22 protein-coding genes and 1 tRNA gene are annotated in these 24,616 nt (G+C 66.0%); 3 read left to right on the plus strand and 20 right to left on the minus strand.

Going from position 1 to position 24,616, the window contains the following annotated elements; all coding sequences use genetic code 11:
- Positions 1-10: 10 nt before the first annotated feature.
- The 7 genes from BM002_RS02300 to BM002_RS02330 all read right to left on the minus strand — a co-directional run bounded on the left by BM002_RS02300 (position 11) and on the right by BM002_RS02330 (position 7,451).
- On the minus strand, positions 11-439 hold the full coding sequence (locus tag BM002_RS02300; protein ID WP_175484779.1) for a globin domain-containing protein: 429 nt from the start codon (positions 437-439) through the stop codon (positions 11-13).
- Between the two features lie 79 nt (positions 440-518).
- On the minus strand, positions 519-2,195 hold the full coding sequence (locus BM002_RS02305) for an ABC transporter ATP-binding protein (RefSeq protein ID WP_092776908.1): 1,677 nt from the start codon (positions 2,193-2,195) through the stop codon (positions 519-521).
- 10 nt (positions 2,196-2,205) lie between these two features.
- Entirely contained in the window at positions 2,206-3,279 is a 1,074-nt protein-coding gene (locus tag BM002_RS02310) for an ABC transporter permease (protein WP_092776910.1), read from the minus strand.
- Between the two features lie 175 nt (positions 3,280-3,454).
- Positions 3,455-4,792, minus strand: a complete 1,338-nt coding sequence (locus BM002_RS02315; protein ID WP_425431829.1) for a CmpA/NrtA family ABC transporter substrate-binding protein — start codon at positions 4,790-4,792, stop codon at positions 3,455-3,457.
- Positions 4,793-5,077: 285 nt separating this feature from the next.
- The gene (locus BM002_RS02320; protein WP_092776914.1) at positions 5,078-6,250 is read right to left on the minus strand and encodes a CmpA/NrtA family ABC transporter substrate-binding protein; all 1,173 of its coding nucleotides are present in this window, start codon (positions 6,248-6,250) and stop codon (positions 5,078-5,080) included.
- Positions 6,247-6,831, minus strand: a complete 585-nt coding sequence (locus tag BM002_RS02325; RefSeq protein WP_092778663.1) for an ANTAR domain-containing response regulator — start codon at positions 6,829-6,831, stop codon at positions 6,247-6,249. The genes BM002_RS02320 and BM002_RS02325 overlap by 4 nt, the downstream gene beginning before the upstream one ends.
- A 149-nt stretch (positions 6,832-6,980) precedes the next feature.
- Positions 6,981-7,451 (minus strand): chemotaxis protein CheD, encoded by a 471-nt coding sequence (locus BM002_RS02330; RefSeq protein ID WP_175484780.1) that lies wholly within the window; start codon positions 7,449-7,451, stop codon positions 6,981-6,983.
- Between the two features lie 263 nt (positions 7,452-7,714).
- Between BM002_RS02330 and BM002_RS02335 the strand changes: the two genes are divergently transcribed.
- Positions 7,715-8,182 carry a rhodanese-like domain-containing protein gene (locus tag BM002_RS02335; protein WP_092776918.1) on the plus strand — a complete coding sequence of 156 codons (468 nt, stop codon included), beginning with the start codon at positions 7,715-7,717 and terminating at the stop codon, positions 8,180-8,182.
- Positions 8,179-9,012 (plus strand): CE1 family esterase, encoded by an 834-nt coding sequence (locus tag BM002_RS02340; protein ID WP_092776920.1) that lies wholly within the window; start codon positions 8,179-8,181, stop codon positions 9,010-9,012. Before BM002_RS02335 ends, BM002_RS02340 begins: the two co-directional genes overlap by 4 nt.
- A gap of 3 nt (positions 9,013-9,015) precedes the next feature.
- Here the strand turns inward: BM002_RS02340 and mdoH are convergent, their stop codons facing one another.
- The 7 genes from mdoH to BM002_RS02375 form a co-directional block, all read right to left on the minus strand.
- Complete coding sequence (gene mdoH / locus BM002_RS02345; protein WP_092778665.1) at positions 9,016-10,866, minus strand: glucans biosynthesis glucosyltransferase MdoH; 1,851 nt, start codon at positions 10,864-10,866, stop codon at positions 9,016-9,018.
- Positions 10,863-12,413: an OpgD/OpgG family glucan biosynthesis protein gene (locus tag BM002_RS02350; protein ID WP_092776922.1), complete on the minus strand. Its 1,551-nt coding sequence runs from the start codon at positions 12,411-12,413 to the stop codon at positions 10,863-10,865. Before BM002_RS02350 ends, mdoH begins: the two co-directional genes overlap by 4 nt.
- Positions 12,410-13,705, minus strand: a complete 1,296-nt coding sequence (locus tag BM002_RS02355; RefSeq protein WP_092776924.1) for an OpgC family protein — start codon at positions 13,703-13,705, stop codon at positions 12,410-12,412. Before BM002_RS02355 ends, BM002_RS02350 begins: the two co-directional genes overlap by 4 nt.
- A gap of 33 nt (positions 13,706-13,738) precedes the next feature.
- A complete protein-coding gene (locus tag BM002_RS02360; RefSeq protein WP_092776926.1) occupies positions 13,739-15,103 on the minus strand; it encodes a tetratricopeptide repeat protein in 1,365 nt (454 codons plus the stop codon).
- Between the two features lie 179 nt (positions 15,104-15,282).
- Positions 15,283-16,467 (minus strand): CaiB/BaiF CoA transferase family protein, encoded by a 1,185-nt coding sequence (locus BM002_RS02365; RefSeq protein ID WP_092776928.1) that lies wholly within the window; start codon positions 16,465-16,467, stop codon positions 15,283-15,285.
- Positions 16,451-18,058 carry a thiamine pyrophosphate-binding protein gene (locus BM002_RS02370; protein ID WP_092776930.1) on the minus strand — a complete coding sequence of 536 codons (1,608 nt, stop codon included), beginning with the start codon at positions 18,056-18,058 and terminating at the stop codon, positions 16,451-16,453. The genes BM002_RS02365 and BM002_RS02370 overlap by 17 nt, the downstream gene beginning before the upstream one ends.
- A gap of 62 nt (positions 18,059-18,120) precedes the next feature.
- Positions 18,121-18,597: a DUF302 domain-containing protein gene (locus BM002_RS02375; RefSeq protein WP_092776932.1), complete on the minus strand. Its 477-nt coding sequence runs from the start codon at positions 18,595-18,597 to the stop codon at positions 18,121-18,123.
- Positions 18,598-18,724: 127 nt separating this feature from the next.
- Here BM002_RS02375 and BM002_RS02380 point away from each other — a divergent pair.
- A tRNA-Ser gene (locus BM002_RS02380) sits at positions 18,725-18,814 on the plus strand.
- Between the two features lie 127 nt (positions 18,815-18,941).
- Here the strand turns inward: BM002_RS02380 and BM002_RS02385 are convergent.
- Genes BM002_RS02385 through hmgA form a run of 6 tightly spaced genes read right to left on the minus strand, consistent with a single transcriptional unit; the run spans position 18,942 to position 24,548 of the window.
- Positions 18,942-19,124: a DUF2783 domain-containing protein gene (locus tag BM002_RS02385; protein ID WP_092776934.1), complete on the minus strand. Its 183-nt coding sequence runs from the start codon at positions 19,122-19,124 to the stop codon at positions 18,942-18,944.
- Between the two features lie 4 nt (positions 19,125-19,128).
- A complete protein-coding gene (locus BM002_RS02390) occupies positions 19,129-20,751 on the minus strand; it encodes an FAD-dependent oxidoreductase (protein ID WP_092776936.1) in 1,623 nt (540 codons plus the stop codon).
- A 2-nt stretch (positions 20,752-20,753) separates the two neighbouring features.
- Entirely contained in the window at positions 20,754-21,284 is a 531-nt protein-coding gene (locus tag BM002_RS02395; RefSeq protein WP_092776938.1) for a DinB family protein, read from the minus strand.
- Positions 21,281-22,231 (minus strand): MBL fold metallo-hydrolase, encoded by a 951-nt coding sequence (locus BM002_RS02400; protein ID WP_092776940.1) that lies wholly within the window; start codon positions 22,229-22,231, stop codon positions 21,281-21,283. The genes BM002_RS02395 and BM002_RS02400 overlap by 4 nt, the downstream gene beginning before the upstream one ends.
- A complete protein-coding gene (locus BM002_RS02405; protein ID WP_092776942.1) occupies positions 22,228-23,190 on the minus strand; it encodes a fumarylacetoacetate hydrolase family protein in 963 nt (320 codons plus the stop codon). The genes BM002_RS02400 and BM002_RS02405 overlap by 4 nt, the downstream gene beginning before the upstream one ends.
- On the minus strand, positions 23,187-24,548 hold the full coding sequence (hmgA, locus tag BM002_RS02410) for a homogentisate 1,2-dioxygenase (RefSeq protein ID WP_092776944.1): 1,362 nt from the start codon (positions 24,546-24,548) through the stop codon (positions 23,187-23,189). The genes BM002_RS02405 and hmgA overlap by 4 nt, the downstream gene beginning before the upstream one ends.
- Positions 24,549-24,616: the final 68 nt, after the last annotated feature.

Consider the following 24,616-nt stretch of genomic DNA (forward strand, 5'->3'; position numbering starts at 1 on the left):
GCGCCGACCGTCAGGCGGTGTGATTGAGGGTTTCGTCCATCAGAAACGCGTTGACCCGACCCAGCAGGACATCCCAGGCCTCCAACTCGTCCCCGGTCAGGGGTGCGGCATCCAGCGTGCGCAGGGTGCGCATCATGATATCGCCCACGATCGGGTACATTTCGCGCGTGACGCCGTATTCCACGTGGCGTTTCGCCAGATCCTGCAACGGTCTCAGGATCACGCCGGGGTTGAGCACATCGGCCACCAGAACAACCAGCATATCCTCGAACTTGGCGTATTGGGTGCTCAGGTCCGAATGGAACATCGGACGCACTTCGGGATGCGCCGAAAACAACTCCGCATAGAATGATCTGGCCAGCGGCGCGCCATTCTCGGAGATCCGACGCAGCGACCGCGACAACAGCCGGGCCTGCGTGTTCGTGACAAGTCCGTCCACCATATCCTCCGGCCAAACCGCGCTCGGTCCGATCCCTAAAGGCGAAAGGTTTCACAATTCCTAACAGATGGGTCATGTCTCACTCCGCCGCCATTGCCGGGCGTTTGGCGCGGGGCCGCGCGCCGTGCTCGTACTCTTCAAGGAAATCAAGGATTTCCTGGCGATAGTTATAGTAGTCCGGATGCTCCAGCAGGGCCTTGCGCGTGCGCGGGCGCGGCAGTTTGACCTCCGTGATCTTGCCGATGGTCGCCTGTGGGCCGTTGGTCATCATCACCACCCGGTCGGCCAGCAGAACCGCCTCGTCCACGTCGTGCGTCACGCAGATCGCGGTCACCTTGGTGCGCGACCAGACTTCCATCAGGACTTCCTGCAACTCCCACCGGGTGAGCGAATCCAGCATCCCGAACGGCTCATCCAGCAGAAGGAGCTTGGGCGACAGCGCGAAGGCCCGTGCGATCCCGACCCGCTGCTTCATCCCGTTCGACAGATCCGCCGCCTGCTTGTCCATCGCATCGGCCAGCCCCACGCGTTCCAGATAGTATTCCACCACATCCTGCCGTTCCGCGCGCGAGGCACGGGGATAGACCTTGTCGACGCCGATCGACACGTTCTCCTTGGCCGTCAGCCAGGGAAAGAGATTGGGCGACTGGAACACCACGGCCCGCTCGGGGTCCGCCCCCTCCACGTGTCGGCCGTCCAGCTTGATCGCGCCCTTCGAGATTGCGTTCAGCCCGGCGGCCATGGTCAGCACCGTCGACTTGCCGCAGCCCGAATGCCCGATCAGCGAGATGAACTCACCCCGGTCGATCTTCAGGTCGAAATCCTCGACCACGGTCAGCGGCCCCTTGGGCGTCGGATAGACCTTGTGCAGCTGGCTGAAATCCAGGAACCGGGTGTCGATCAGGCCTTCCTGCGCCTGGGCGACGGCCGCGGGCACGCCGTGGATCGGCGTCACATTCGGCAGCGTCCGCGTCCCCTCGATCCGCGCCTCGATCCCGATGTCCATCAGGTACTTGGTGACCTCTGACCGCAGCGCCTTGAACGTCTCGTCGCTGTTCATCGCACCCCGGTCGCGGGGCCGTGGCAGGGTCACGCGGAACTCCGTTCCCAGCCGACCTTCGGGGGTCAGCGTGACGATCCGGTCCGCCATGAGGATCGCTTCGTCCACGTCATTGGTCACCAGGACGCAGGTCTTGCGATCCGCCTCCCAGATCCCCACGATTTCATCTGCCAGGTTCGCCCGGGTCAACGCATCCAGCGCGCTCAGCGGCTCATCCAGCAACAGCACCTCGGGGTTCATGGCAAGCGCACGGGCCACCGATACCCGCTGCCGCATACCGCCCGACAATTCCGCCGGACGCCGCGTCGTGGCATGGCCCAACCCCACCATCCGGATGTATTTCGTCGCCCGCGCATCCCGCTCGGCCCGGGGCAGATCGCCTGCCACCGCATCCACGGCCAGCCGCACGTTTCCCTGCACCGTCAGCCAGGGCATCAGCGAATAGGACTGGAACACCAGCCCCCGTTCGGGCCCCGGCCCGGTGATCGGCGCACCGCGAAAGGTCGCCGTGCCGGTGTCGGGCATCTCCAGCCCGGCCAACAGGTTGACCAGCGTGGTCTTGCCCGTGCCCGAAAACCCCAGGATTGCCAGGAATTCCCCGTCGGCCACGTCAAGCGTCACATCGTCCAGAACCTCGACCCGGTCGGTGCCCGCGCCGAACCCCTTGCTGACGCCGCTCAATGTCAGGATGCCCATGACGTCCCCCTCAACGATGATTGGTGAAGGTGAAGGCGGCCTGGATGGCGTACATCAACCGGTCCAGCAGGAAGCCGATGATCCCGATGGTGAAGACCGCCACCATGATCTTGGCCAGGCTCTGCGACGACCCGTTCTGGAACTCGTCCCAGACGAATTTGCCCAGACCCGGGTTCTGCGCCAGCATCTCGGCGGCGATCAGGACCATCCAGCCGACACCGAGCGACAGGCGCAGACCCGTGAAGATCAGCGGCAGCGCCGAGGGCAGGACCAGCTTAGTGATCTTGGCCCATGTCCCCATCTTCAGAACCTTCGACACGCTGATCAGGTCCTTGTCGATACTGGCCACCCCGAGCGCCGTGTTGATGAGCGTCGGCCAGAGCGAGCAGAGCGTCACCGTGATCGCCGAGGTCAGGAACGACTTTGCAAAGAGACCGTCATTGGTCGCATAGACCGCCGAGACGATCATCGTGACGATGGGCAGCCAGGCCAGCGGGCTGACCGGCTTGAAGATCTGGATGATCGGGTTCAACGCTGCGTTTGCCGTCGGCGACAAGCCGGCCAGAATGCCCAGAGGCACGGCCAGCGCGGTGGCGATCAGGAAGCCGAAGAACACGGTAAAGATTGAGGTGCCGATCTGGTCATAGTAACTGGGCGCGCCGGTATAGGCGATGGCGCGCACCTCGTCGCCGCGCCCCGCTTCGATCAGGCGGGCGTTGCGCTGCTCCAGCCGGTCCAGGAACTGCGCTTCCTTTGCCGCCTTGGCCACGGCGTCCTGATGCAGGTTCACAGCTTCGGTCCAGACGGCAGTCGGCCCGGGCACCGCGCCGAGCGAGGTCTGCACCTGCGGCGCGAGCGTCCCCCAGAGGACTAGGAACGCCGCGATGGCCAGAAGCGGCACCCCCAACAGGCGCCACACATCGCCAAGATTGGACCGGGGACTTTCCCCCAGGGCCGCCTTGGCCAATGGCGTGGCCCAGCCGAGGCCCAGAACCGTCAGCCATTTGTCGGCACCCTGAATTCGTGTCAGCCAGCGGTCGCGCCGGGCCGTGTCGGTCAAGGCATTCGGGTCGATTGCGGTCACGTCGCGTTCCCTTCGATCATCTGTCCTGTCGCCGCCCGGTCGCTGCCCGTTTTTCGGGCGAAGGCGAATTGCTGCGGCGCGGCGGTGTACGGGGGGTGTACAGGGGGTGTACACATGTCACCCTCCTCTCCCGGCCCGAATTGCTGCGGATGCAGCATCGCGGGCCGGGGGTCGATCACCCCTGGATTTCGGTCCCGACGACCCGCTGCTCGCCCTTCAGGCCGATGGGCAGGCTGTCGATGTAGGCATTGGGCGCGCGGCCGTCGTAAGCGATGCCGTCGATAATGTCCCCGGCAGGTGTCGGCGCCTTGTAACCGTCGCTATCCCATGGGAAATCCGCCTCAGAGGCCAAGCCCTCGTCGACCAGAAGGCGCGCCGCCTCCAGGTAGATGTCGGGGCGATAGACCTTGCGCGCCATCTCGTCGTACCAGGCGTCGGTCTGCGGCTCGGCGATCTGGCCCCAACGGCGCATCTGCGTCAAATACCAGACCGCGTCCGAATAGAACGGATAGGTCGCGTTGTAGCGGAAAAATACATTGAAATCCGGGATTTCCCTGACATCCCCTGCCTCGAACTCGAAGGTGCCGGTCATCGACGCGGCAATCACGTCGCGGTCTGCGCCGACGTATTCCGGACGGCTCAGGATATCGACCGCCTCTTCGCGATTGGCGTTGTCGTTCTCGTCCAGCCAGATCGCCGCACGGATCAGCGCCTTGGTCAACGCCAGCGTGGTATTCGGGTTTTCCTCGGCGAATTCCGCCGTGATTCCAAAGACTTTCTCGGGGTTGTTCTTCCAGAGCTGATAGTCGGTGATGACGGGCACGCCGATCCCCTTGGCCACCGCCTGCTGGTTCCAGGGCTCGCCCACGGCATAGCCATAGATTGTTCCGGCCTCCATCGTGGCGGGCATCTGCGGCGGCGGCGTCACCGACAACAGGACGTCCGCTCCGATCTGCCCGGTCACGTTCTCGGGCGAATAGTATCCCGGCTCGAGCCCGCCGGCGGCCAGCCAATAGCGAATCTCGTAGTTGTGGGTCGAGACCGGGAAAACCATGCCCATGTTGAAGGGTTTTCCCTCGGCCCGATAGGCCTCGACAACCGGCGCCAGGGACGCGGCACTGATCGGATGTTGTGGCCGTCCATCGTCCATGCTGGGCACATGGGGGCGCATCGCCTCCCAGATTTCGTTCGACACCGTGATGCCGTTGCCGTTCAGATCCATCGAGAAGGGCGTGATGATATGCGCCTCGGTACCATAGCCGATCGTCGCGGCAAGTGGTTGACCGGCAAGCATATGTGCCCCGTCCAGCTGCCCGTCGATCACCCCGTCCAGAAGAACCTTCCAGTTCGCCTGCGCCTCGAGCGTCACGAACAGCCCCTCGTCGAGGAAATACCCCTGCTCATAGGCCACGGCGAGCGGGGCCATGTCGGTCAGCTTGATGAAACCAAAGGTCAGTTCGTCCTTTTCGAGATCCAGGATCTCGGCCATCGCGGGTGCCGTGCTCAGGGCCATGAGCCCCACACAAGTCAGGAAATTGCGCATCTATCTGTCCCCAGAAGTCATCCGTTCCAGATCTTTGGTGGAACGGGGAAAAACGAAAAAAGGCCGTCAAACAGCTGCGCGATCAAAAGGAGATGCGAAGCGGTTCGAGCGGCCTTGCCCGGAAGTGGCGTCCCAGTCTCGGGACAGCACGCAGACCCCGTTGTCTGCTCATCCCACAATCCCGCATCAGAACCAGAATCGCAAGTCCGTCGCTGCGATGCAGCACCAGAATTTCGGTCTTCGCCCAATTTTCGATCAATTTTCAGCATCAGGATCAAAAACGCGCCCATCAAAGAACCGATTTTCCGCCAGCAGCAGGCGTCCGCCTTCCGACGGAACGGCCGTGCCGGACCGGATGGCCCCCTCGACCTTGGACGACGCCCCGGGCAGCAAGGCGCCCGCAGGCCCCAGATGGCGGCGGTAGAGATCGCTACGGAACACGTCCTGAGCCGTCTTGACGGCCGCAGACCGCTCCAGCCCCAGACGCCCCGCCATGCGGGCCCCGATCCAGGCCGCTTGTGACCGCCAGGGGAAGGTCGCGGCCCCGTCGTGGAACTGCACGAAACCATCGACCCTGCGACTGTCTCCCTGGGGCGAGATCATCATGTGCCCGGTCAAGGCGCGGTCGATCCATTCGGCAGGCAAGTCCAGCCATTCCGGCCGCCCCAGCAATTCCGCCGCCGCGACATGGGCTTCGGGCTGGGCCAGCCAGCGTCCGGCCCGCCAGAGCGCCCGCATCAGCCGCCCCGTCAGATCCGGCTCGCTCTCGACCCAGTCACGGCGCAGGGCCAGAACCTTTTCGGGCGCGAAACTCCAGATTGCGCGGGACGGCAAGAGAAGCCGACCTGCCCCGCGTTCGACCGCAAGCGTGCCCCAGGGTTCGCCCACGCAGAAGGCGTCGATCTCTCCGGCGGCCAGCGCCTCGGCCATCAAGGGCGGCGGGATGGACCGGACAGAGAGCGCCTCGGGAGCGGGCAGACCAAGCGTTGTCAGCCAGAAGAATAACAACTCCGCATGCATCGAAAACGGGAACGGCACGCCGACACGCAAAGGGCCTTGGGCGGCGGCGATCAGGGCCCGTCCTGCAACCGTCGCATCGTCGAAGCCGAACGCTTCGGGGGGCATACGCCTTGCAAGCGCCTCGCTCACACCGATGGAAGTGCCGTTCACGGACAGGATCATGGGAGCGATGACCTGCCCCGCCGTCCCGCCAAGGCCGAGCGACATGGCCACGGGCACGGGCGACAACATATGCGCCGCCTCGACCGCGCCGAAGGTGAGCATATCGCGGGCCGATGACCAGGATGGCGCGCGCATAAGGTCAAGCGTCAGCCCCTCTTCTGCGGCGAAACCGATTTCGCGCGCCACGATCAGGGGGGCGGCGTCGACCAACGGCACCCAGGCCACGCGGAGCCGGACCCGCGTCATGACAACAGATCCGCCGCCGTGACCAGGGCCTGCGCCACGTCGCTGACCTTGCGGCCCTTGTCCATCGCGGTCTTGCGCAACAGGGCATAGGCCGCATCCTCGTCGAGGCCCCGCGCCTTCATCAACAGACCCTTCGCGCGGTCGATGACCTTGCGTTCCTCGAGCGCGCGACGGGTTTCGGACAGTTCATCCCGCAGGCGCCGGAACAGGTTGAACCGTGCGATTGCGGCCACCAGGACCGGGGCGACCCGTTCGGGGCGCAACTCGTCCACGACATAGGCCGACACCCCGGCCTCGATCGCGGCCTTGGTCAGGGCCATATCGCTGCCGCCGGCAAAGATGGCGACGGGCCGGTCGAGCGGCGCCGAGGCGAGCGTCAGTTCTTCCAACGTGTCGCGCGACGGATTGGCCACATCGATCAACACAACGTCCGGATTGCGGTCGGCGATGCGACGGGCGAGGCCGGAGGTATCGCCGATGACGTGGATGTCGTGATCGCCCGCCGCGCGCAATGCATCGACCAGAGCCAGCGCGCGGTCGCGGTCGGCCTCGACGATGACGATGGACAGGCGGTCGTTCATTCGGCGCTTGTGCGACACGGCCCGGACCGCTTCCATGGGAAGCCCACTGCCGCCACGGTCACAGACTGCAAGTGCTCGCAAAGCAGGCAATGTCGGCGCCTCGCGCCCGTGATCTCAGCAGGCCGCGTTTTCCGGCCTTGGCCCGACCGTCAGAACAGCTCCGCGCCGTTTGTCTGGGCCGCTGCCGGTGCCTCTTCCACCACCAGGGAGGAGCCTGGATAGCTGATCGTCAGAAGGCCCTGGACGGGCTTGAAGGCAATCCGGCGGGGTCGCGTTCCGCCCAGGTCCTGCTCCAGCAGGGTCAAGCCTTCAGCGGCCAGATACTCCAGACAGACGCGCGCGATATCGCCCCCGTGGTCGCGCCCGCGGCCAAGGGTGCGCGCGCCGCCGGCGATCCGGCACTGCATGTTGCGACGCGACGATCCCAGGTGGACCATTTCGTTCACCAATGCCTCCACCTCGGCCACGACCGAAGCACCGCCCAGGGGGCCGGGATCGACGCATTGGAAGATGTGATTCATGCCCCCGCAATTCAGCTGCGGGTCATGCAGGAAGATCGCCACGCAAGAGCCGAGCGTCGCGACAAGTGTCAGGTCGGGATCGGCGCTGACAGCGCGCATGCCCTGACCGATCTCGCTTTGGCGCCCCCGACACAAACCCAGATTTCGCATCGCATGCAGGGCGGCGTTTTCAGATGTCTGAGCAAAATCGACAGGCATCATATCTCCCCATGAATGTTCCAAGCGCTGTATCCAGTCCGGCAAGCCGCACGCCCTGACCCTCATCATCCGGCGCATTCCTGAACATCGGATTAACACCGTCACCCTTTCGTGACTTGGGCACGCGAAGCGAAGCGGGTATGGCGAACCAAACAGGAGTGCCCATGACCGACGCCCCCGCAGCCGCCCCGCGCCCAAACCGCCGCATGCTGATTCTGGGCGGCTGCGGCCTGTTGGCGGTTGGTGCCGCCGGTGTGGGCTTTGCCCGCCGCGACCGGTTCGAGGGGGCTGAAATGACCCCGCCCGAAGTTCTGGCCGCGGTTCAGGCGGGCGAGGTCATGCTGATCGACATTCGGCGGCCTGACGAGTGGACGGGCACCGGGATCGCGGAAGGAGCGCAACCGCTCGACATGCGACGCGACGACTTCGCCGAAGCGCTGGCCGTGCTGACCGGGGGCGACCTGGATCGGCCCGTCGCCTTGATCTGCGCGCGCGGCGTGCGCTCCGACCGGACGAGCGCCCGGCTGGCCGACGCGGGCTTCACGCGCATCATCGACGTGCCCGAGGGGATGCTCGGGTCCGCCGCCGGGCCCGGCTGGCTGGAACGCGGGCTGCCGGTGGTGCAACCTTGAAGGCTGGCATCGCTGCTGTCCTGCTAAGCCTCGCATCGGCGGCTCAGGCGCAGGTGTGCGACCGCGACGCCGCGCCCTGCTCCATCGACAGCGGCACCTATCACGTGGCCTTGCCCGCGACGCCTGAAGGCGACCTGCCCGCCGTGCTGTTCCTGCATGGCGCGGGCGGTACGGGGCGCGGCGTTCTGGGGATGACCGGAACGATCAAGGCGCTGACGGATCGGGGCTATGCGGTGATCGCGCCCGACGGTCTGCCCTGGCGGCCGGGGCGGAGCGGCGGCATCTGGTCGTTCCTGCCCGCCATCCAGCGCGACAAGGCGCGCGACGAACCCGCGTTCTTTGCCGCCGTCGTGGCAGATGCCGCCACCCGCTACGATGTCGATCCGGACCGGGTCGCGCTGGCCGGGTTTTCGGCGGGCGCCTTCATGGTCAACTATCTGGCCTGCGATACGCCCGAAGCCTTCGCCGCCTACGCGCCGGTGGCAGGCGGGTTCTGGCGGCCGCACCCCGAGAACTGCGCAGGACCCGTCCGGCTTTTGCACACCCACGGCTGGACAGACGGCACCGTCCCGCTGGAGGGGCGGCCGCTGCGCAACGGGGCCTGGTTGCAAGGCGACATCTTCGAGGGGCTTGGCCTCTGGCGCGCGGCGAACGGCTGCACCAGCCCGGCCCCCTCCGGCCATCGCACGACGGACGATTTCATGCGCCGCTACTGGACCTGTGCGGACGGATCGGCGCTGGAATTGGCGCTGTTTCCGGGTGGGCACGGGATGCCTGCGGGATGGGCCGACATGATGGTCGACTGGTTCGAGGGACTGCCCGAAAGCTGACTGTCACTCTGCCGGCTTGACCGTCAGGCTGGCCTTGATCTCGGCCCGCCATTGCGCGGCGCGGATCGCCACGAGCGGCGGACGAACCTCCTGCGGGGTGGCGAGCGTGCCGGGCATGGGCACCGCCGACAGACGCGACAGCGGGACCGCCAGCAGAAGGCTGGCCATGATCGGCATGAGCCAGAGCGAAATGAACCCCGTCACCATCCCGATCAGCAACAGCAGCCCCAGAACCGTCTCGAAGGCATGGAAGCGCAGCAGCGTCAGCCAGGATTGCGCCCCGCCTTCGCGCGATTGCGGGGTCCAGTCGAAGGCGCGCCCGGTCAGGGCCGACCCGACGGCCAGCGTCTGCTGCACCATCAGGATGGGCGCATAGGCGATGGAAACCACGATCTCGAAAATCAGCGAGCCGACAAAGCGCAAACCGCCGCCCACATGCGACAGCGGCGTGCCGGACACGATCAGCGCCAGCGCCCCGATCAGTTTTGGCGCCAGCAGCAGCGCATACATCGTGCCCATCAGCCAGATATGGTTCACGGGCGACATCTCGGGCCAGTTGGGCATCGTCGGATTGGTGGGCGAGAAATAGTTGATGACCGATTTCTCCTCGCTCACCCCGATGACCGCCCAGAGGGCCAGAAGCAGGAACCAGAGCGGCGACAGAAGATAGCCGACCGCGCCATGGAAGAGGTGAAACCGGCTGAGCGCATGGAACCCGCGGGTCCGCAACAAACCGAGATGTTGCAGGTTGCCCTTGCACCACCGACGATCCCGTAGAACGTGGTCGATCAGCGTGGGCGGCGTTTCCTCGAAAGAGCCGCGCAGACGGGGCAGGAAGCGGACGGACCAGCCGGCGCGGCGCAAAAGGCCCGCCTCGACGAAATCGTGGCTCAGAATCAGGTTGTCGCGCCCGCGAAGGTCGCGGATATGGGGCAGACCGGCCGAGGTGGCGAAGGCCCGGATGCGGATGATCGCGTTGTGGCCCCAATAGTTGCCCTCGCGACCCGTCCAGCGTGCAAGGCCTTCGGCGAGCGCCACGCCATAGATGGCATTCGCGAACTGCTGGCTGCGGGCGAACAAGGTGCGCGCACCGATCAGCTGCGGCAGCGACTGGATCAGGCCCGCGCCGGAGTCTCGCCCCATGGCATCGCAAAGGGCGCGGATGGCCCGCGCGCTCATCAGGCTGTCGGCGTCGAGCACCAGCATCGCGTCATGGCCGCCGCCCCACCCCGCAACCCATTGGGCCAGGTTGCCGACCTTGCGGTCGGTGTTCTCGGCTCGCCGACGATACCAGACGGCAGCCTGCGGCAGGCGCGCGCGGATGGCGTCGAAGGCCGCCTCTTCCTGCGCGGCACGGTCGGGATTGCGGGTGTCCGACAGGATATAGAGCGAATAGCGATGCGCGCCCGGCTCGGCGGCCAGCCGCTCCAGCATGGCGGCGGCATTGCCGAAGACGTCCCAGGGCGCCTCCTCGTAGACCGGGATCAGCAGCGCCACGTCCAGCGGCGTGACCGGTCCCGTTTCGATCGCGGGGCGGCGTGCCAGGGCCCAGGCCCCGGCGAGCATCGTGACGAAAGTCAGCGCAATCCAGAAGAAGCCGACGCCGATCAGGATCGCCAGAAGACCTTCGGCCCAGCTTGTCCCGTCGGTCGCGAACCACGACAGGAACCCCCAAAGGAGCAGCCCCGTCCCGATCATCGCAGGGAGAAAGGTTCCCATCCGCCAGCGCGCTGCCGACGGGTCCGCCGTCAGGATCGGCGCGGCATCATCCCGGAACCGCCGCGACAGATCCTGACGCGGATGCGCCAGCGGAGCGGGCGGCGGCATGGAGCCGGTAATGCGCGGCGCGGTCATGAGCGGGTCCACCTGTAGAGCCAGACTTCGGTCACGGGCGTGCCATCCTTGAAGACCTGGGCGCGCAGTTCCGTGGACTCCGCGTCACCGGGGTCGAAGGTGAACGCCAACCGGGCCCCTCCGGTTTCAGGGTTCGGCTGAAACACGCCGGTGCTCGTCTCAGCGCGGCTTGCGTTCACGAAAAGGGTGAACCCCTCGAGCGCGCCATAGACGGGCGGGACGTCGAACGAAGGATGCGGGGCAAAGTCGATGGCGGCCAGAATGGCATCCCGACGGAAGTTCAGACCCATGTGGGTGTTGAGCACGCGGGCCACGTCCTTGCGGCGCGGCGGCGCGGCCCGGCCCGCCTCGTCGCCCCAGGTCATCCGGTAGGCAAAGCGGTGCTCCTGCCCCGGCGCCAACGGATCGCGGGGCCGCCAATAAGCGACGATGTTGTCGTAGATTTCCTCGTCCGACGGGATTTCGACCAGTCGGACGACCCCCGGGCCCCAATCGCCCTCGGGCTCGATCCAGAGGCTCGGGCGCTCGTGGTAATGCGCCTCGAGATCGGCAAAGTCGGACAGGCGGCGGGCGCGCTGCATCAGGCCAAAGCCGCGCGGGCTGTCGTCGACGAAGCTCGACACCTGCAATTCGACCGGATTAGCCAGGGGGCGCCACAGCATCTCGCCAGCGCCGTTCCAGATCAGCAGACCGTCGCTGTCGTGGATGGCAGGGCGGAAATCCTGGAACCGGTGACGGTTCGTCTGATCGTAGAGGAACATCGACGTCAGCGGTCCGATCCCCGCGTGGTCCAGTGGAACCCGGGGATAAAGGCTGCATTCGACGCGCATCTCGCAGGCCTCGCCCGGCGTGATCTCGAACCGGTAGGCCCCGGCGACGGACGGGCTGTCGAGCAGGGCGTGCATGATGATGACCGGATCGCCCGGCGTCGGCTCCTCGACCCAGAAGCGGGTGAAGTCGGGGAATTCCTCGCCTTCCGGATCGCCAGTCTTGAGGGCGAGGCCCCGTGCGGACAAGCCATAAGCCTGCGCCGCCCCGATGGCGCGGAAATAGCTTGCCCCCTGGAACACGGCGAATTCGCGGTGGTTGAACTCCCCCTCGAAGAGATGCCGGAACCGCAGGCCCGAATAGCCCATCGTCTCGTCCACGGCGAGGACAGGAGCATCGTCGGTGCTGTCGAAGAGGTCCATGTCGAAGGCCAGGCGATGCGCCGTATCGGCCTGAACCACGTCGATTTCGACCGCGCGGGGGAAGTAGAGGCCGGGATGGAACAGGTCCATCTCGAAGAGGAAGGGGTCTTCCGCCCAGATCGCATTCTGCACGTTGAACCAGATCTTGCGGTATTCGTCATAGGTCAGATCGCGCCAGGCGGCGGGCACCTCGGGGCGAGGCCGGAACTCCGACAGGGCCAGTTGCTGCGCCAGGACGCGGACGGTGTCGGCGGTGAAAGGCTCGGACGACAGGAACCGGGGCATGGCCGCCCGCACGGGCGCCGCCATCAGGGCCAGCGCCGAGGTGCCCAGGGCCAGAAATGCGCGGCGCTTCATCGTTTGACCTTCCAAGGTTGGGATTTGAACCACCCTGCCCCGTACGCGCAGGCGATCAGAAGGCCAAAGCCGGTCAGGTTGATGAGGGTCCAGGTCAGGGCATTGCGCCCGATCTCGTCCAGAACATAGCCGTTCACCCGCGCAAGAACCATCGAGAAGACGAAGACGGCGAGGCTCTGCTGGCCGACCTTCATGACGATGGTCACGACTTCGTCCCACAGACGGGCCAAGGCCCCTTGTCCGGCGGCGATCAGGCGATGGCCGCCCTGACCCGCAGCGGCCCAGGCGACATAGGCCAGCGACAGGAAATGCAGGTAATGCAGGATCGCGTGGTCGGATTTATCGTACCAATCCTTGTTGTCCTGACGCCAGTCGAACACCGGGTTGCAGTTGCCGAACCCCGTCTCGGTGCAGCCGGTCATAGCGGTATAGACGCCCTTGAGCAGGTCCGTCTCAAAAAGCCGGAAGCCGACGCTGGACAGGACGGCGCTGACGATCAGGACCGCAATCGCCAGCCCCATGAGCCAGGGTTTGACCGGCGGCGCGGGAATCCAGCCGCGCATGAAGGCAAACCCCGTGAAGAACAGCAATTGCCAGCCGAAGGGGTTGAAATACCACTGCCGTTCCGACCAGGGCTCGGCGGGAAGGGACAAGTGCAAATGTTCCAGACCGATCAGCCCCAACAGATTGTCCTGGGCAAAGAACCAGACCGTCACCGACAGCACGGCCAGCAACGGGAACGACACCCGTGCAACACCCATCACCACCGGCATCATGATCAGCACGACCATATACATGGGCAGGATGTCGAAATAATTCGGCACATAGGTCAGCGTCATCAGACCGATCAGCTGCGGCGCGGGATCGGCAAAGAACCGGGTCAGGTTCAGGCTGCCGATGTATTCGCGGTCGGGGTGCCAGCCGGTCGCGTCGATCGCCGCAAGGATCGTGGCGATGGCGAGGAACATGCAGATGTGCGCCCAATAGATCTGCCACACCCGAAACCCGACTCGCGCGGTGCCGAAACCCCAACCCGCCCGATCGAACGTGCGCCCGAAGGCGATGGCCGAGGCCATGCCCGAACAGAACACGAAGATTTCCGTCGCGTCCGAAAACCCCCATCGGGCCGGAATCCAGAGCGTCCAGGCATTTCCCGGCGTATGCGCCACCAGGATTATGAACATCGCCATCCCCCGGAAGAAATCCAGCCGGGGGTCGCGGACCGTGGCCGCCGCGGCGGTCGAAGGGATGGCCGCGGGGGAAAATGCGGTATGGGGCGAAGTCACACTCATCTATGCGCAATCTTTGGGTTCAGTGCGCGCAAATTATGCAGTCGCGCCCTGTGGGCAAGCGGATTTTGCTGCACGTGCAATCAATGCGCGCCGCGCCGCCGCATAACCGTCTTCGTGGCCGCCGCGCCGCCGCGTCCGGTCGGCCAGCAGGATCTCCGCTTCGCTCAACCGCCCGGCCCTGAGGCCCGCATCGATGGTCAGCCGTTCGAACACATCGCGTTGCGCATGACTTCCGCCCGCATCCTGCATGTGCGGGCGCGCTTTCGAGAGCGCGGCGAAGGCCAGGCCGTAATCGCCGTCGCCGAATGCCTCGAGGCCCCGGGCCGCGTTCAAGCCGGGAATCGCCATTCGCGCATCAACCTCGTTTGCACCGCGCTCGGCATCGCGGGCCAGCCGGGCCATCATGCGGGCGGTCGCATCCTCACGATGCTCCCGGGTCAGCGCCAGAAGGTAGTGCAGATCGGCGAAAATCAGGCAGCCATCCTCGGTCCGGTTTTCGGCAAGATCGGCGAGTTCTTCCCAACGGTGGCCGACATCGACGCCTTCCAGTTCCAACCGGCTGAGCAGGGAGGTGGCATTGGAGATATCGCGGTAATCGTCGGTCTTCTCGGCCCGGATATGCCCGTCATAAAGGTCAAGGGCGTCCTCCATCCGTCCGATATCCAGCATCATCAAGGCCTTGTGCCACCAGACGTGGAAGCGGAAGTTGTTGCAATGGGCCCAGGCCCCTTCCCGCCCCTCGAGCCATTGCAGCCCGCCTTTGGCGTCGCCGGTCATGTCGTGCACATGCGCCACCGCATGCAGACCCCAGGCATCGTCGGACGCGAGCGTCAGCGCGGCCCGCCCGGTCAGCGCGGCGCGGGCATAGTCGCCTGTCTCCTCCAGCGCGAAGGCATGGCAGCCAAGCAGGTAGCCGCGCCCGGCATGATCGTCGCCGTAGTGCGGCAGCACCGCTTCGATGGACTGGCGCATTCCCTTGCCGTCACCGATGACGAAGCGCAGCGCATGGCTCAGCTTCATGGCAAGCGTATCGCCAGGGGCCACGGCCAGGATTGCCTCAAGCTCGGCGATGGCCGACGTGATCTGACTGGCCAGGAACAGGCGCAGCGCGGCCAACAGACGCCGTTCACGCGGATTGGCCGTATCCCGCAGGGTTTCGGCCCGGGCCAGCGCCGCCTCGGCGTCGGCCATCAATTCGCGACGCCCCAGAAGGCCATAGAACAGCCCCTTGACCGCATAGGCGGCCCCGAAGTCCGGCGCCAACTCGAGCAATTTGCCAAGATGAACAGGTGTCGCGGCCCCATGGGCCAGGAATGCGCGGACCATGGCGTTCCACGCATCCACAGCCGCCCCATCGGTCAGAGATACAGGCTGGTCGAAAAGATCATGGCGGGACATGGCGGCTCCGGAAGGCGAAGGAAAAGACGGATGAGTCTGACGACACTTATTCGCCAGCCCGCATTCATCCTATAGAAGAAGCCGCCGCATAACGGACACGTGAGCCAACGTCATCACCTTTGAGCGAAAATCGGGCATCCCAGACCCGCCATGCGCAAGCTTCCGCCGGTTTCAACGACTTACGTGAGGTCGAATGGGTCGTCGCGGTCCAGAAGCGGCGTGTTGGCCCCGAACCGCGGCGGCGGGTGGCGATAGGTGACGGGTGTCGCGCTCAGCTTCAGGGGGTTCCCGATCAACGGCAGCACCGTGTCGCCCGCCCGCATGTCCAGCGTCATGCCCCGGGCCCTGGCCTGATCGGTCGCGAAGACCTCGGGCAATGTCTGCACCGGGCCGACGGGCACCCGGGCAGCCTCCAGCCCCTCGATCATCTGCGCGCTGCTCCGCGCGGCGATGGCAGGCACCAGGTGGTCGGCCAGCGCATCGCGGTGGATCAGGCGCGCCGGATTGGTGGCAAAGCGTGGATCAAGTGGCAGTTCGGAAAGATGAAGAACGTCGCAGAACCGTTTGAACTGGCTATCATTTCCAACTGCGACGATCACATGGCCATCGGCAGTCGCATAGACATCATAGGGCACGATGTTCGGGTGACCGTTGCCGCGCCGTTTCGGGGCCTCGCCACTCAGCCGCGTATTCACGCCCTCGTTGATGAGCCAGGCGATCTGGCTGTCGACAAGGGCGACATCGACCTGCTGACCCTGACCCGTCGCCTCGGCGTGGCGCAGCGCGGCCAAGATGCCGACGCAGGCATACATCCCGCACATCACATCCGCGACGCCCACGCCGACCTTCATCGGCTGGCCCTCCGGCTCTCCGGTCAGGGACATGATGCCGCCATAGCCCTGTGCCATCAGGTCATAGCCGGGCTTGGACGCATTCGGTCCCGTCTGACCATAGCCTGAGATGGAGGCATAGACGAGGCGCGGGTTGACGGCCGAAAGGCTCGCATAATCCAGCCCGTATTTGGCCAGCCCGCCGGGTTTGAAATTCTCGAGCAGGATATCGGCCAGGCCCGCCAGCCGCCGGACCTGGGCCTGACCTTCGGGGGTGGCGATGTCGATGGCCAGGGACAGCTTGTTGCGGTTGGCGGACATAAAGTACCCTGATAAATCCGTGTCTTCCGCGCCGTTCTTCACGTAAGGCGGACCCCATTGGCGGGTATCGTCCCCCTGCGTCGCCGGGTTCTCGACCTTGAGGACGGTCGCCCCCAGGTCGCCCAACAATTGCGTGCAGGTCGGTCCCGCCAGGATGCGGCTCAGGTCCAGGACCTTTACGCCCGCCAGTGGGCCGTCAGATGCGTCCGTCATAGGCTTTCCTGTCGATTTCGCAGGCGATCAGGGTGAAGGTCCCGGCCCCGAGCGCCTCCTGCATCGCCGCGCGCAATCCGTCGCGGTCGCGCACCTGCACGCCATTGCCGCCAAAGGCGCGCGCCACGGCGGCGTGATCCGTCGCACCGAAATCGACGCCCGCATTCTTCATCTGCCGTTGCCGCTGCTTCAGCTCGATCAAGGCCAGCGACCGATCGACGAAAACCACAAAGACGACCGGCAGGCCGAGAGCGGCGGCGGAGGCCAACTCTCCCGCGACCATCAGGAACCCCGCGTCCCCCATGAACCCCACCACGGCGCGCTCGGGCGCCGCCCGCTTGGCCCCGATGGCCAGCGGCAGGGCGCAGCCCATGGTGCAAAGCCCCGACGATTGCAGCAAGCTGCGCGGCAGATCGCACTCCCACTGCTGCGACAGCAGGATGCGATGCGCACCCGAATCCGCCGTCGCGATCGTGCCCGGGGGGCAAACCTCGCGGCAGACCTCCACGATGGCGCCCGGCCCCCAGTCATTGGCGGCGAAGGCGGCCCGCAGGGCGGCCCGCGTCGCGGACAGGTCCCAGACCTCGCGCGGCGAGACCCCGGCGCGGATCGCGTCGAGCGTCGCACCGACGGGGGCGATCACCTCCAGCGTGGCGCCGTGCATGCCGTGCAGATTGGTGTCATGGGCGATGTCGATCACGTTCTGCGTGGCCGAATCCCAGACATTGCGCCAGCCGGGCCGCATCTCGATCGGGTCATAGCCCGCCAGCAGGATCAGGTCGGCCTGTCGGAACAGCGGCAAGAGATGGGTGTCCGCCAAGGGCGACAGACCCGCGCCGCCAAGCGCCAGCGGATGCCCCTCGTCCAGCAGACCCTTGCCCTTGTAAGTCGTCACCAGCGGCACACCACGGGTTTCGCAGAACGCCCGGATCGCCTCCCCGGCCCCGTCGCGCACCGCATCGAGGCCCGCCAGCATGATCGGCCGTTCCGCCTTAGACAGCCAGCCCTGTGCCCGGCGCAACGCATCCGCCCCGATGGCCCCGGCGCTTGCATCGGCCCGGTGGACCATCTCGTCGGACACCTTCGCGTCGGCCACGGAGATCGGCACGTCAATGTGAACCGGCCCGCAACGCCCCCCGGCCCCGCCGGTGGCGATCCGCACCGCCTTGTCGGCCTGCACGGCAGCGGCACCGGTCGTCAGGGTGAAGGTCGCCTTGGTGATCGGGGCAAATACGGCACGATGATCCAGAACCTGATGGTTGTAGGTCTCTGCCTCGTCCGGGTCGACGCAGCCGGTCAGGACGATCATCGGCACCCGGTCCTGTTCGGCATTGGCCACGACATTGACGCCGTTCATCGCCCCCGGCCCCACCGTGGCGACCAGAATGGCGGGCGCGCCGTCTACGTGATGCGCGCCCTCGGCCATGAAGCCGGCCGCGTTTTCATGGTGGCAGAGGATGAATTCGATCCCCGCCGCTTCGAGGGCATCGACAAGGGTCAGCACCTCGCCCCCGGGCATCCCGAAGGCACGGCGGCAACCGGCAAGATAAAGGCGACGGGCAAGGGCGTCGGCGGCGCGAATATGGCTCATGCGGCGGGGTCTAGCATTGGTTTCGGGCCGCGCAAAGGCACGGCGTCAGATCGGCCAAGAGCCTAGCTTCCCGTCGCGGTCGCGGCCACGGTGGCGAAGGCCGCGTCGAGTTCGGCGGCAATCGCCGCCAGGTCCGGCGCCTCGGTCATATAGGGGGCCAGGACGGCCGAGGGCAGCTTGTAGCTGAGCGTGGCGGTGCCATCGGCGTTCTCGGTCACATAGACGCGGATCGGCGCTTCGATCATCGCCGCCGTGCTCTGCCGCAGGACCCGCACCGCGAAATCGTTGTTGTAAAGCCCGATGACCCGGTTCCCCGGAATGTCGATCCCGCGTTGCGCGGCGGCATCCGTCGGCCCGGCCATGGTCACCACGGCAAGCCCCCCGGCCTTGGCGGCGCCGCGCGTCCCCTCGACCAGTTGATCGAAGGTCTGGGCAGTGGGGATCACGGTCCAACCGTCGCGCGGGGCCATGTCGGCAACGTCCTGCGCCATGGCAGGCAGGGCCAGGGTGAGGGCAAGGGCGGCGGCGCGCAGCAGCATGGGACGTGTCCTTTCGATGACAGGCCCCAGCCAAAGCAGGGGGCATCGGGGGTGGCAAGGGTGCGGCGGTCACATCTTCGACACTGACCCCTTGCACCCGTGGGCCCGCTTGACTAGACCCGCCGGCGGACAGGTGGCCGAGTGGTCGAAGGCGCGCGCCTGGAAAGTGCGTAGGCGGGTGACCGTCTCGAGGGTTCGAATCCCTTCCTGTCCGCCACCCCTTCCCCCTGATGCGTCGATTTTCCTTTGGATCTGCTCACGGTCTTCCAAGGCTTTGCGACTCGCGTTTCGCCGCAACATGACAAGCGCGGGTGCGGTGCGTTCGAGAACGCACCCTACGCCCTTCACCTTGCGGCCAGAAGGGCGGCGCGAAGGGTTTCGGGGTCGCCGATATGGTTGGCGAGGATCAGGATCAGGCGCGCATTGAAGGCGGCGCTTTCGGCATCGCTCAGGCCTGCATGGGCGCGCAGCAGGTCGTCATAGAACCCATCGGGGTCGGGCAGGTTCGGGGCAAGGGTCAGGGGCATCGGATCACGCCTTTCCAAGGGCTCGGGACAGGGCCGCGGCCACGGCACCCGGATCGAAATCGGGCCAACGGGCCACGACATGCTGATCGGGCCGGATCAGGTAGAGCGCCGTTTCGGCATCGCCCAGATACCGATGGGCCAGCGCACAACTGACCCGCGGCAGATGGAGGATGCGCGGGGTGATGCCATGGGCCGACACCGGTTTCGGCGCGGGGCCGCCAAGCGCCAGCAGGACGAAATCGCCGCCCAGATGATCGAGCAGGAACCCGTCTTCGACCGGTCCGTCGGGACAGGCGGCACCCGGGCGGCTGAGGGCGGGGCCGCCCGTCGCGTCTGGGCCGAAGCCCGGCAACCCGTCATAGGTGCAGGGCACCGAAAGGCGGCCCGAATTGACCAGCGGGCGGGCGAAGGGATGCTTGCCCGCAAGGTCCAGAACGGCGTCGCGGAACAGACGGCTGGCGCCTGTCTTGGGCGTCATGAAGTCGGTCGCGCGGCTGGAGTTCAGGATGTTTTCATCCGCCGCAACTTCCCGTTCGGTCGCATAGCCATCGAGGAGGCCGTCATCGGCAAGGCCGCGACGTACGAGGTCGAGTTTCCAGCCCAGATTGTCGGCGTCCTGCACCCCCGAGTTCGCGCCACGCGCCCCGAAGGGCGACACCTGATGCGCGCTGTCGCCGGCAAAGAGGACGGGGCCGTGGCGAAACCGCTCCATCCGGCGGCACTGGAACGTATAGATCGAGGTCCAGACGAGGTCATAGTCGGGGACCTGGCCCGTCTGGCTGGAGAGCATGGCGTCAACCCGGGCGCGGATGCGCGCTTCGTCGAGTTCAGCGTCGCGGTCGATGTCCCACCCCAATTGGAAATCGATGCGCCAGATATCGTCGGGCTGCTTGTGCAGAAGGGCGGATTGGCCGCTGTCCTTGAAGGGCGGTGCGAACCAGAACCAGCGTTCGGTCGGAAATTCCGCCTTCATGCGGACGTCGGCGATCAGGAAGTTGTCCTCGAACACCCGCCCGGCAAAGCCCAGACCCATCATGTCGCGCAAAGGCGAGCGGGCGCCGTCGCAGGCGATGAGATAGCGCGCCGCGACCTCGTAAGGACCATCGGGCGTGTCCACGGTCAGGGTCGCCCCGTCGTCGTCGGTCACCAGCCCGGTGACGCGATTGCCACCCCGGATCTCGATAGGCGCGCCGTCGGCCTGTGCACGCTCGATAGCCTCGTGAAGGAACCGTTCGAAATGAGGTTGTTGCAGGTTGATGAAGGCGGGGTGGCGATGGCCTTCGCTCGGCAGCAAATCGAAGGAGAAAAGCTCGCCCTCGGCATGAAATACCCGCCCGACGTTCCAGACGACGCCCTTGTCGACCATGGCGGCCCCGGCCCCCAGACGGTGCGCGATGTCGAGCGTGCGTTTGGCGAAACAGATGGCCTTGCTGCCCTGCCCCGGCCCCTCGTGATCGTCGAGAAGGAGGACCGGCGTCCCGCGCTGGCCAAGGTCCAGCGCGAGGGTCAGGCCGACAGGCCCGCCGCCCACGATGACGACGGGATGGCGGCGCGCGGCGGCCCCCTGATCGGCGACTCTGCGATAGGGATAGAGGCGGAAGGCCGTCTGATATCGCGCCGCTACCATGCTCAGCCGTCGCCCCGGATGGCCCGGACCGAAGCGATGCGCCCCTGGGTCATGTAGAATTCGTCCAGCTGAGGCGGGGCGATGCCCGCATGGTGCAGCTGCACATGGGCCTGACCCCGGTGGTGGATCTGATGCTGGAACAGATGGGGCAGGATTTCGCCCACCTGTTCGCGCACCGGCCCGTCGCGGCGGGCGATCTGGCGCGTCTGATCCAGTGTCTCTTCGGTCAGGGTATCGCAGAAGGCGACGAGCGCCGCGTCCGCCTCCGCCTGCCGGTCGGCCAGTGCCCCGGGGTCAAGGATGTCGGGCGCATCGAAGACGGCCCTGCCCCGCCCGCCTTCGGTCAGCACGTCGAGGTAGAAGAGGTCGACGACATGGATGTGGTTCAGGGTCTGGGACAGCGACGGAAAGAACCCGGGTCGCGGCGCGGCAAAGGCCCCGTCCGGCAGTGCGGACAGGGCCGCAAGGAAAGTCGCATTGGCCCAGGCGTTGTTGCGCGCGGCGAGGCGCACTTGGGCAAGCGCCCGGCTCATCCCTGAAGCGCCGCCCACATCGCGAGGTCCCGCTCCGCCGTCCAGATGCGCGGGGTGTCGATGTCCAGCGCCTCGTCATAGGCGCGGGCCACGTTGAACGGCAGGCAGTGTTCATAGATGGCATAGTCGCCGAACTTCGGGTCGCATTCGGCGCGCACCGCCTCCCAGGCCTCGCGCAGGGTGCCGCCGCGCAGGGCCACGCGGGCGGCGGGCCGATAGGTGGAGCGGACGAAATCGCGCGTCGCCTCGATCGCGCCATTGACCCGGTCCGACCCGATCAGGGCACCGCCGCGCCCGGGCGCGATGGCGTCGAGGTCGAAGGCCCGGATCCGGTCCAGCGTACCGGGCCAGTCGTGGAAATGCCCGTCGCCGCAATAGCAGGCCGAGTGATCCTCGACGATGTCGCCGGTGAACATGACGTTTGCGTCGGGCACATAGATCACCGCGTCGCCTGCCGTATGGGCGCGGCCGAGGCGCATGATGTCGACGCGGCGACGGCCCAGATAGACCGTCATGCGGTCGTTGAAAGTGGTGGTGGGCCAGGTCAGGCCGGGAATGCTTTCGTGGCCTTCGAACAGGCGCGGGAAACGCTGGAATTCGCTGTCCCAGTCTTCCTGGCCGCGTTCGGCGACCATGGCGCGGGCCGCCTCGGACATGACGATCTGGCTTGCACCATAGGCGGAGGCCCCCAGGACGCGGACGGCGTGATAGTGGGTCAGGACGACGTGGCTGATGGGTTTGTCGGTCACCTCGCGGACCTTTTCGATGACCTTGGCGGCCAGCCGCGGGGTCGCCTGCGCCTCGACGATCATGACGCTGTCGTCGCCGATGATGACGCCGGAGTTCGGGTCGCCCTCGGCGGTGAAGGCCCAGAGGTCGCGGCCAACTTCGTCGAAGGTGATCTTTTTCTCGGTCAGGTCGCCCTGGGACGCGAATGCCTTGGTCATTTCATGGCCCTTACTGTTTGGTCGATGGTTCCGAAGATGTTTTTCCCCGCGTCATCCTCCATCCAGATCTGCACCCGGTCGCCGGGTTGCAGGAAGGGCGTCTTCGGCGCGCCGGTCAGGATCGTTTCGACCATCCGCTGCTCGGCGATGCAGGCGTAGCCGGCCCCGCCATCCGCCACGGGTTTGCCTGGCCCGCCGTCCAGCTTGTTGGAGACGGTTCCCGACCCGATGATGGTCCCCGCAGCAAGATCGCGGGTCTTGGCGGCGTGGGCGATGAGTTGACCGAAGTCGAAGGTCATATCGACGCCCGCATCGACGCGGCCAAAGGCTTCGCCGTTCAGGTCGATCCGCAGAATGCCGTGCAATTTGCCATCGTGCCAGCCATCCAGCTCATCCGGGGTCACGGCCACGGGGGCAAAGGCGCAGGCCGGTTTGGACTGGACGAAGCCGAAGCCCTTGGCCAATTCGTTCGGGATCAGATTGCGCAGGGATATGTCGTTGCAAAGCATCACGAAGCGGATCGCCTTGAGCGCCTGGTCCCGCGTCGCGCCCATGGGCACATGGCCGGTGATGACGGCGATCTCGCCTTCGAAATCGATGCCCCAGTCGGGATCGCCCGTGATCGGTTCGGCGGGCGCAAGGAAGCTGTCAGACCCGCCCTGATACATGAGAGGGTCGGTCCAGAAGCTCTCGGGCATCTCCGCGCCGCGCGCCCGACGCACCAGCTCGACGTGATTCAGATAAGCCGACCCGTCGAGGAACTGATAGGCGCGCGGCAGGGGCGACGCGCAGGCGCTGGACTCAAATGGCTGCCATTCGTCGATGCGCGCGATCTCGGCCCCGTCGAGCATGTCCTGAAGTGTGGCGGCCCCGGCGGGAGACCATCTGTGCAGATCGTCGTCTACAACCACCAGACGGCCATCGGGGCGGCCCGCTTCAAGCAGGGTGGCAAGTTTCATTTCACACCCGGCGTTCCGTCGAATTTCTTCTCAAGCGACGTCCAGCAATCGATGTAGTCGTCCTGCAACGGGGCCTCGGTCGCGGCGAAGGCGGTCAGGTGCTGCGGGAAGCGCGTCTCGAACATGAAGGACATGGTGTCCGACAGCTTTTCGGCCTTGAGTTCGGCATTCGACGCCCCTTCGAAAGCTGTCTTGTCCGGCCCATGGGGCAGCATCATGTTGTGCAGCGACAGGCCACCCGGCACGAAGCCCTTGGGCTTGGCGTCGTAAATGCCGTGGATGTTGCCCATCAGCTCGGACATGACGTTCTTGTGGTACCACGGCGGGCGGAAGGTGTTTTCGGCCACCATCCAGCGGTCGCGGAACAGGACGAAATCGATATTCGCCGTCCCCTCCACCCCTGAGGGCGCGGTCAGCACGGTAAAGATCGACGGGTCCGGATGATCGAAAAGCACCGCGCCGACCGGGCAATACGTGCGCAGGTCGTATTTGCAGGGTGCATAGTTGCCGTGCCAGGCGACCACGTCCAGCGGGCTGTGGCCGATCCGCGTCTCGTGGAACTGGCCACACCATTTGACGGTGACGGTCGAGGGCGCATCGCGGTCCTCGAAGGCGGCGACGGGCGTCTTGAAATCGCGCCGGTTCGCCATGCAGTTCGCCCCGATGGGCCCCCGCCCCGGCAGCGCGAATTTCTGGCCGTAGTTTTCGCAGACGAACCCGCGGCACGGCCCCTCCAGCACCTCGACCCGGTACACCAGACCGCGCGGCAGGATGGCGATTTCCTGAGGCTCCACGTCGATGACGCCCAGTTCGGTGCAAAACCGCAGACGCCCCTCCTGCGGGACCACCAGCAATTCGGAATCGGCGGAATAGAAATAGGCATCCACCATGCTGTCCGTCACCAGATAAACGTGGGACGCCATGCCAACCTGGGTGTTCACATCGCCCGCCGTGGTCATGGTGCGCATCCCCGTGAGCCAGGTCAGCGGCGTGTCGGCATGGGGGACCGGATCCCACCGGTACTGGCCCAGACTGACGATGTCGGCGTCCACATGGGGCGCGGTTTTCCAATACGGAAGGTCGATCTTCGTGAACCGCCCGGTGTGCCGGACCGACGGGCGGATGCGATAACACCAGGTCCGCTCGTTCTGGTGACTGGGGGCTGTGAAAGCCGTGCCCGACAATTGTTCGCCATAAAGCCCGTAGTTCACCTTCTGGGGCGAGTTCATCCCCTGCGGCAGCGCGCCGGGCAGGGCCTCCGTCTCGAAGTCGTTGCCGAACCCGGGCATGTAGCCCGGATGGGTCCCGACCGGCGTGGCGGCCGTGCGCAGGGTGGCGGAATCGCTGGTCCGGTTCATCGGATGCTCCTTTCGAAACCTGCTTCGGAGTAGTAGTTGCTTTTGTAACTAACAACAGGTGTTTCGCC

This window comes from Jannaschia pohangensis, assembly GCF_900113875.1.
Taxonomy (GTDB): Bacteria; Pseudomonadota; Alphaproteobacteria; order Rhodobacterales; family Rhodobacteraceae; genus Jannaschia; species Jannaschia pohangensis.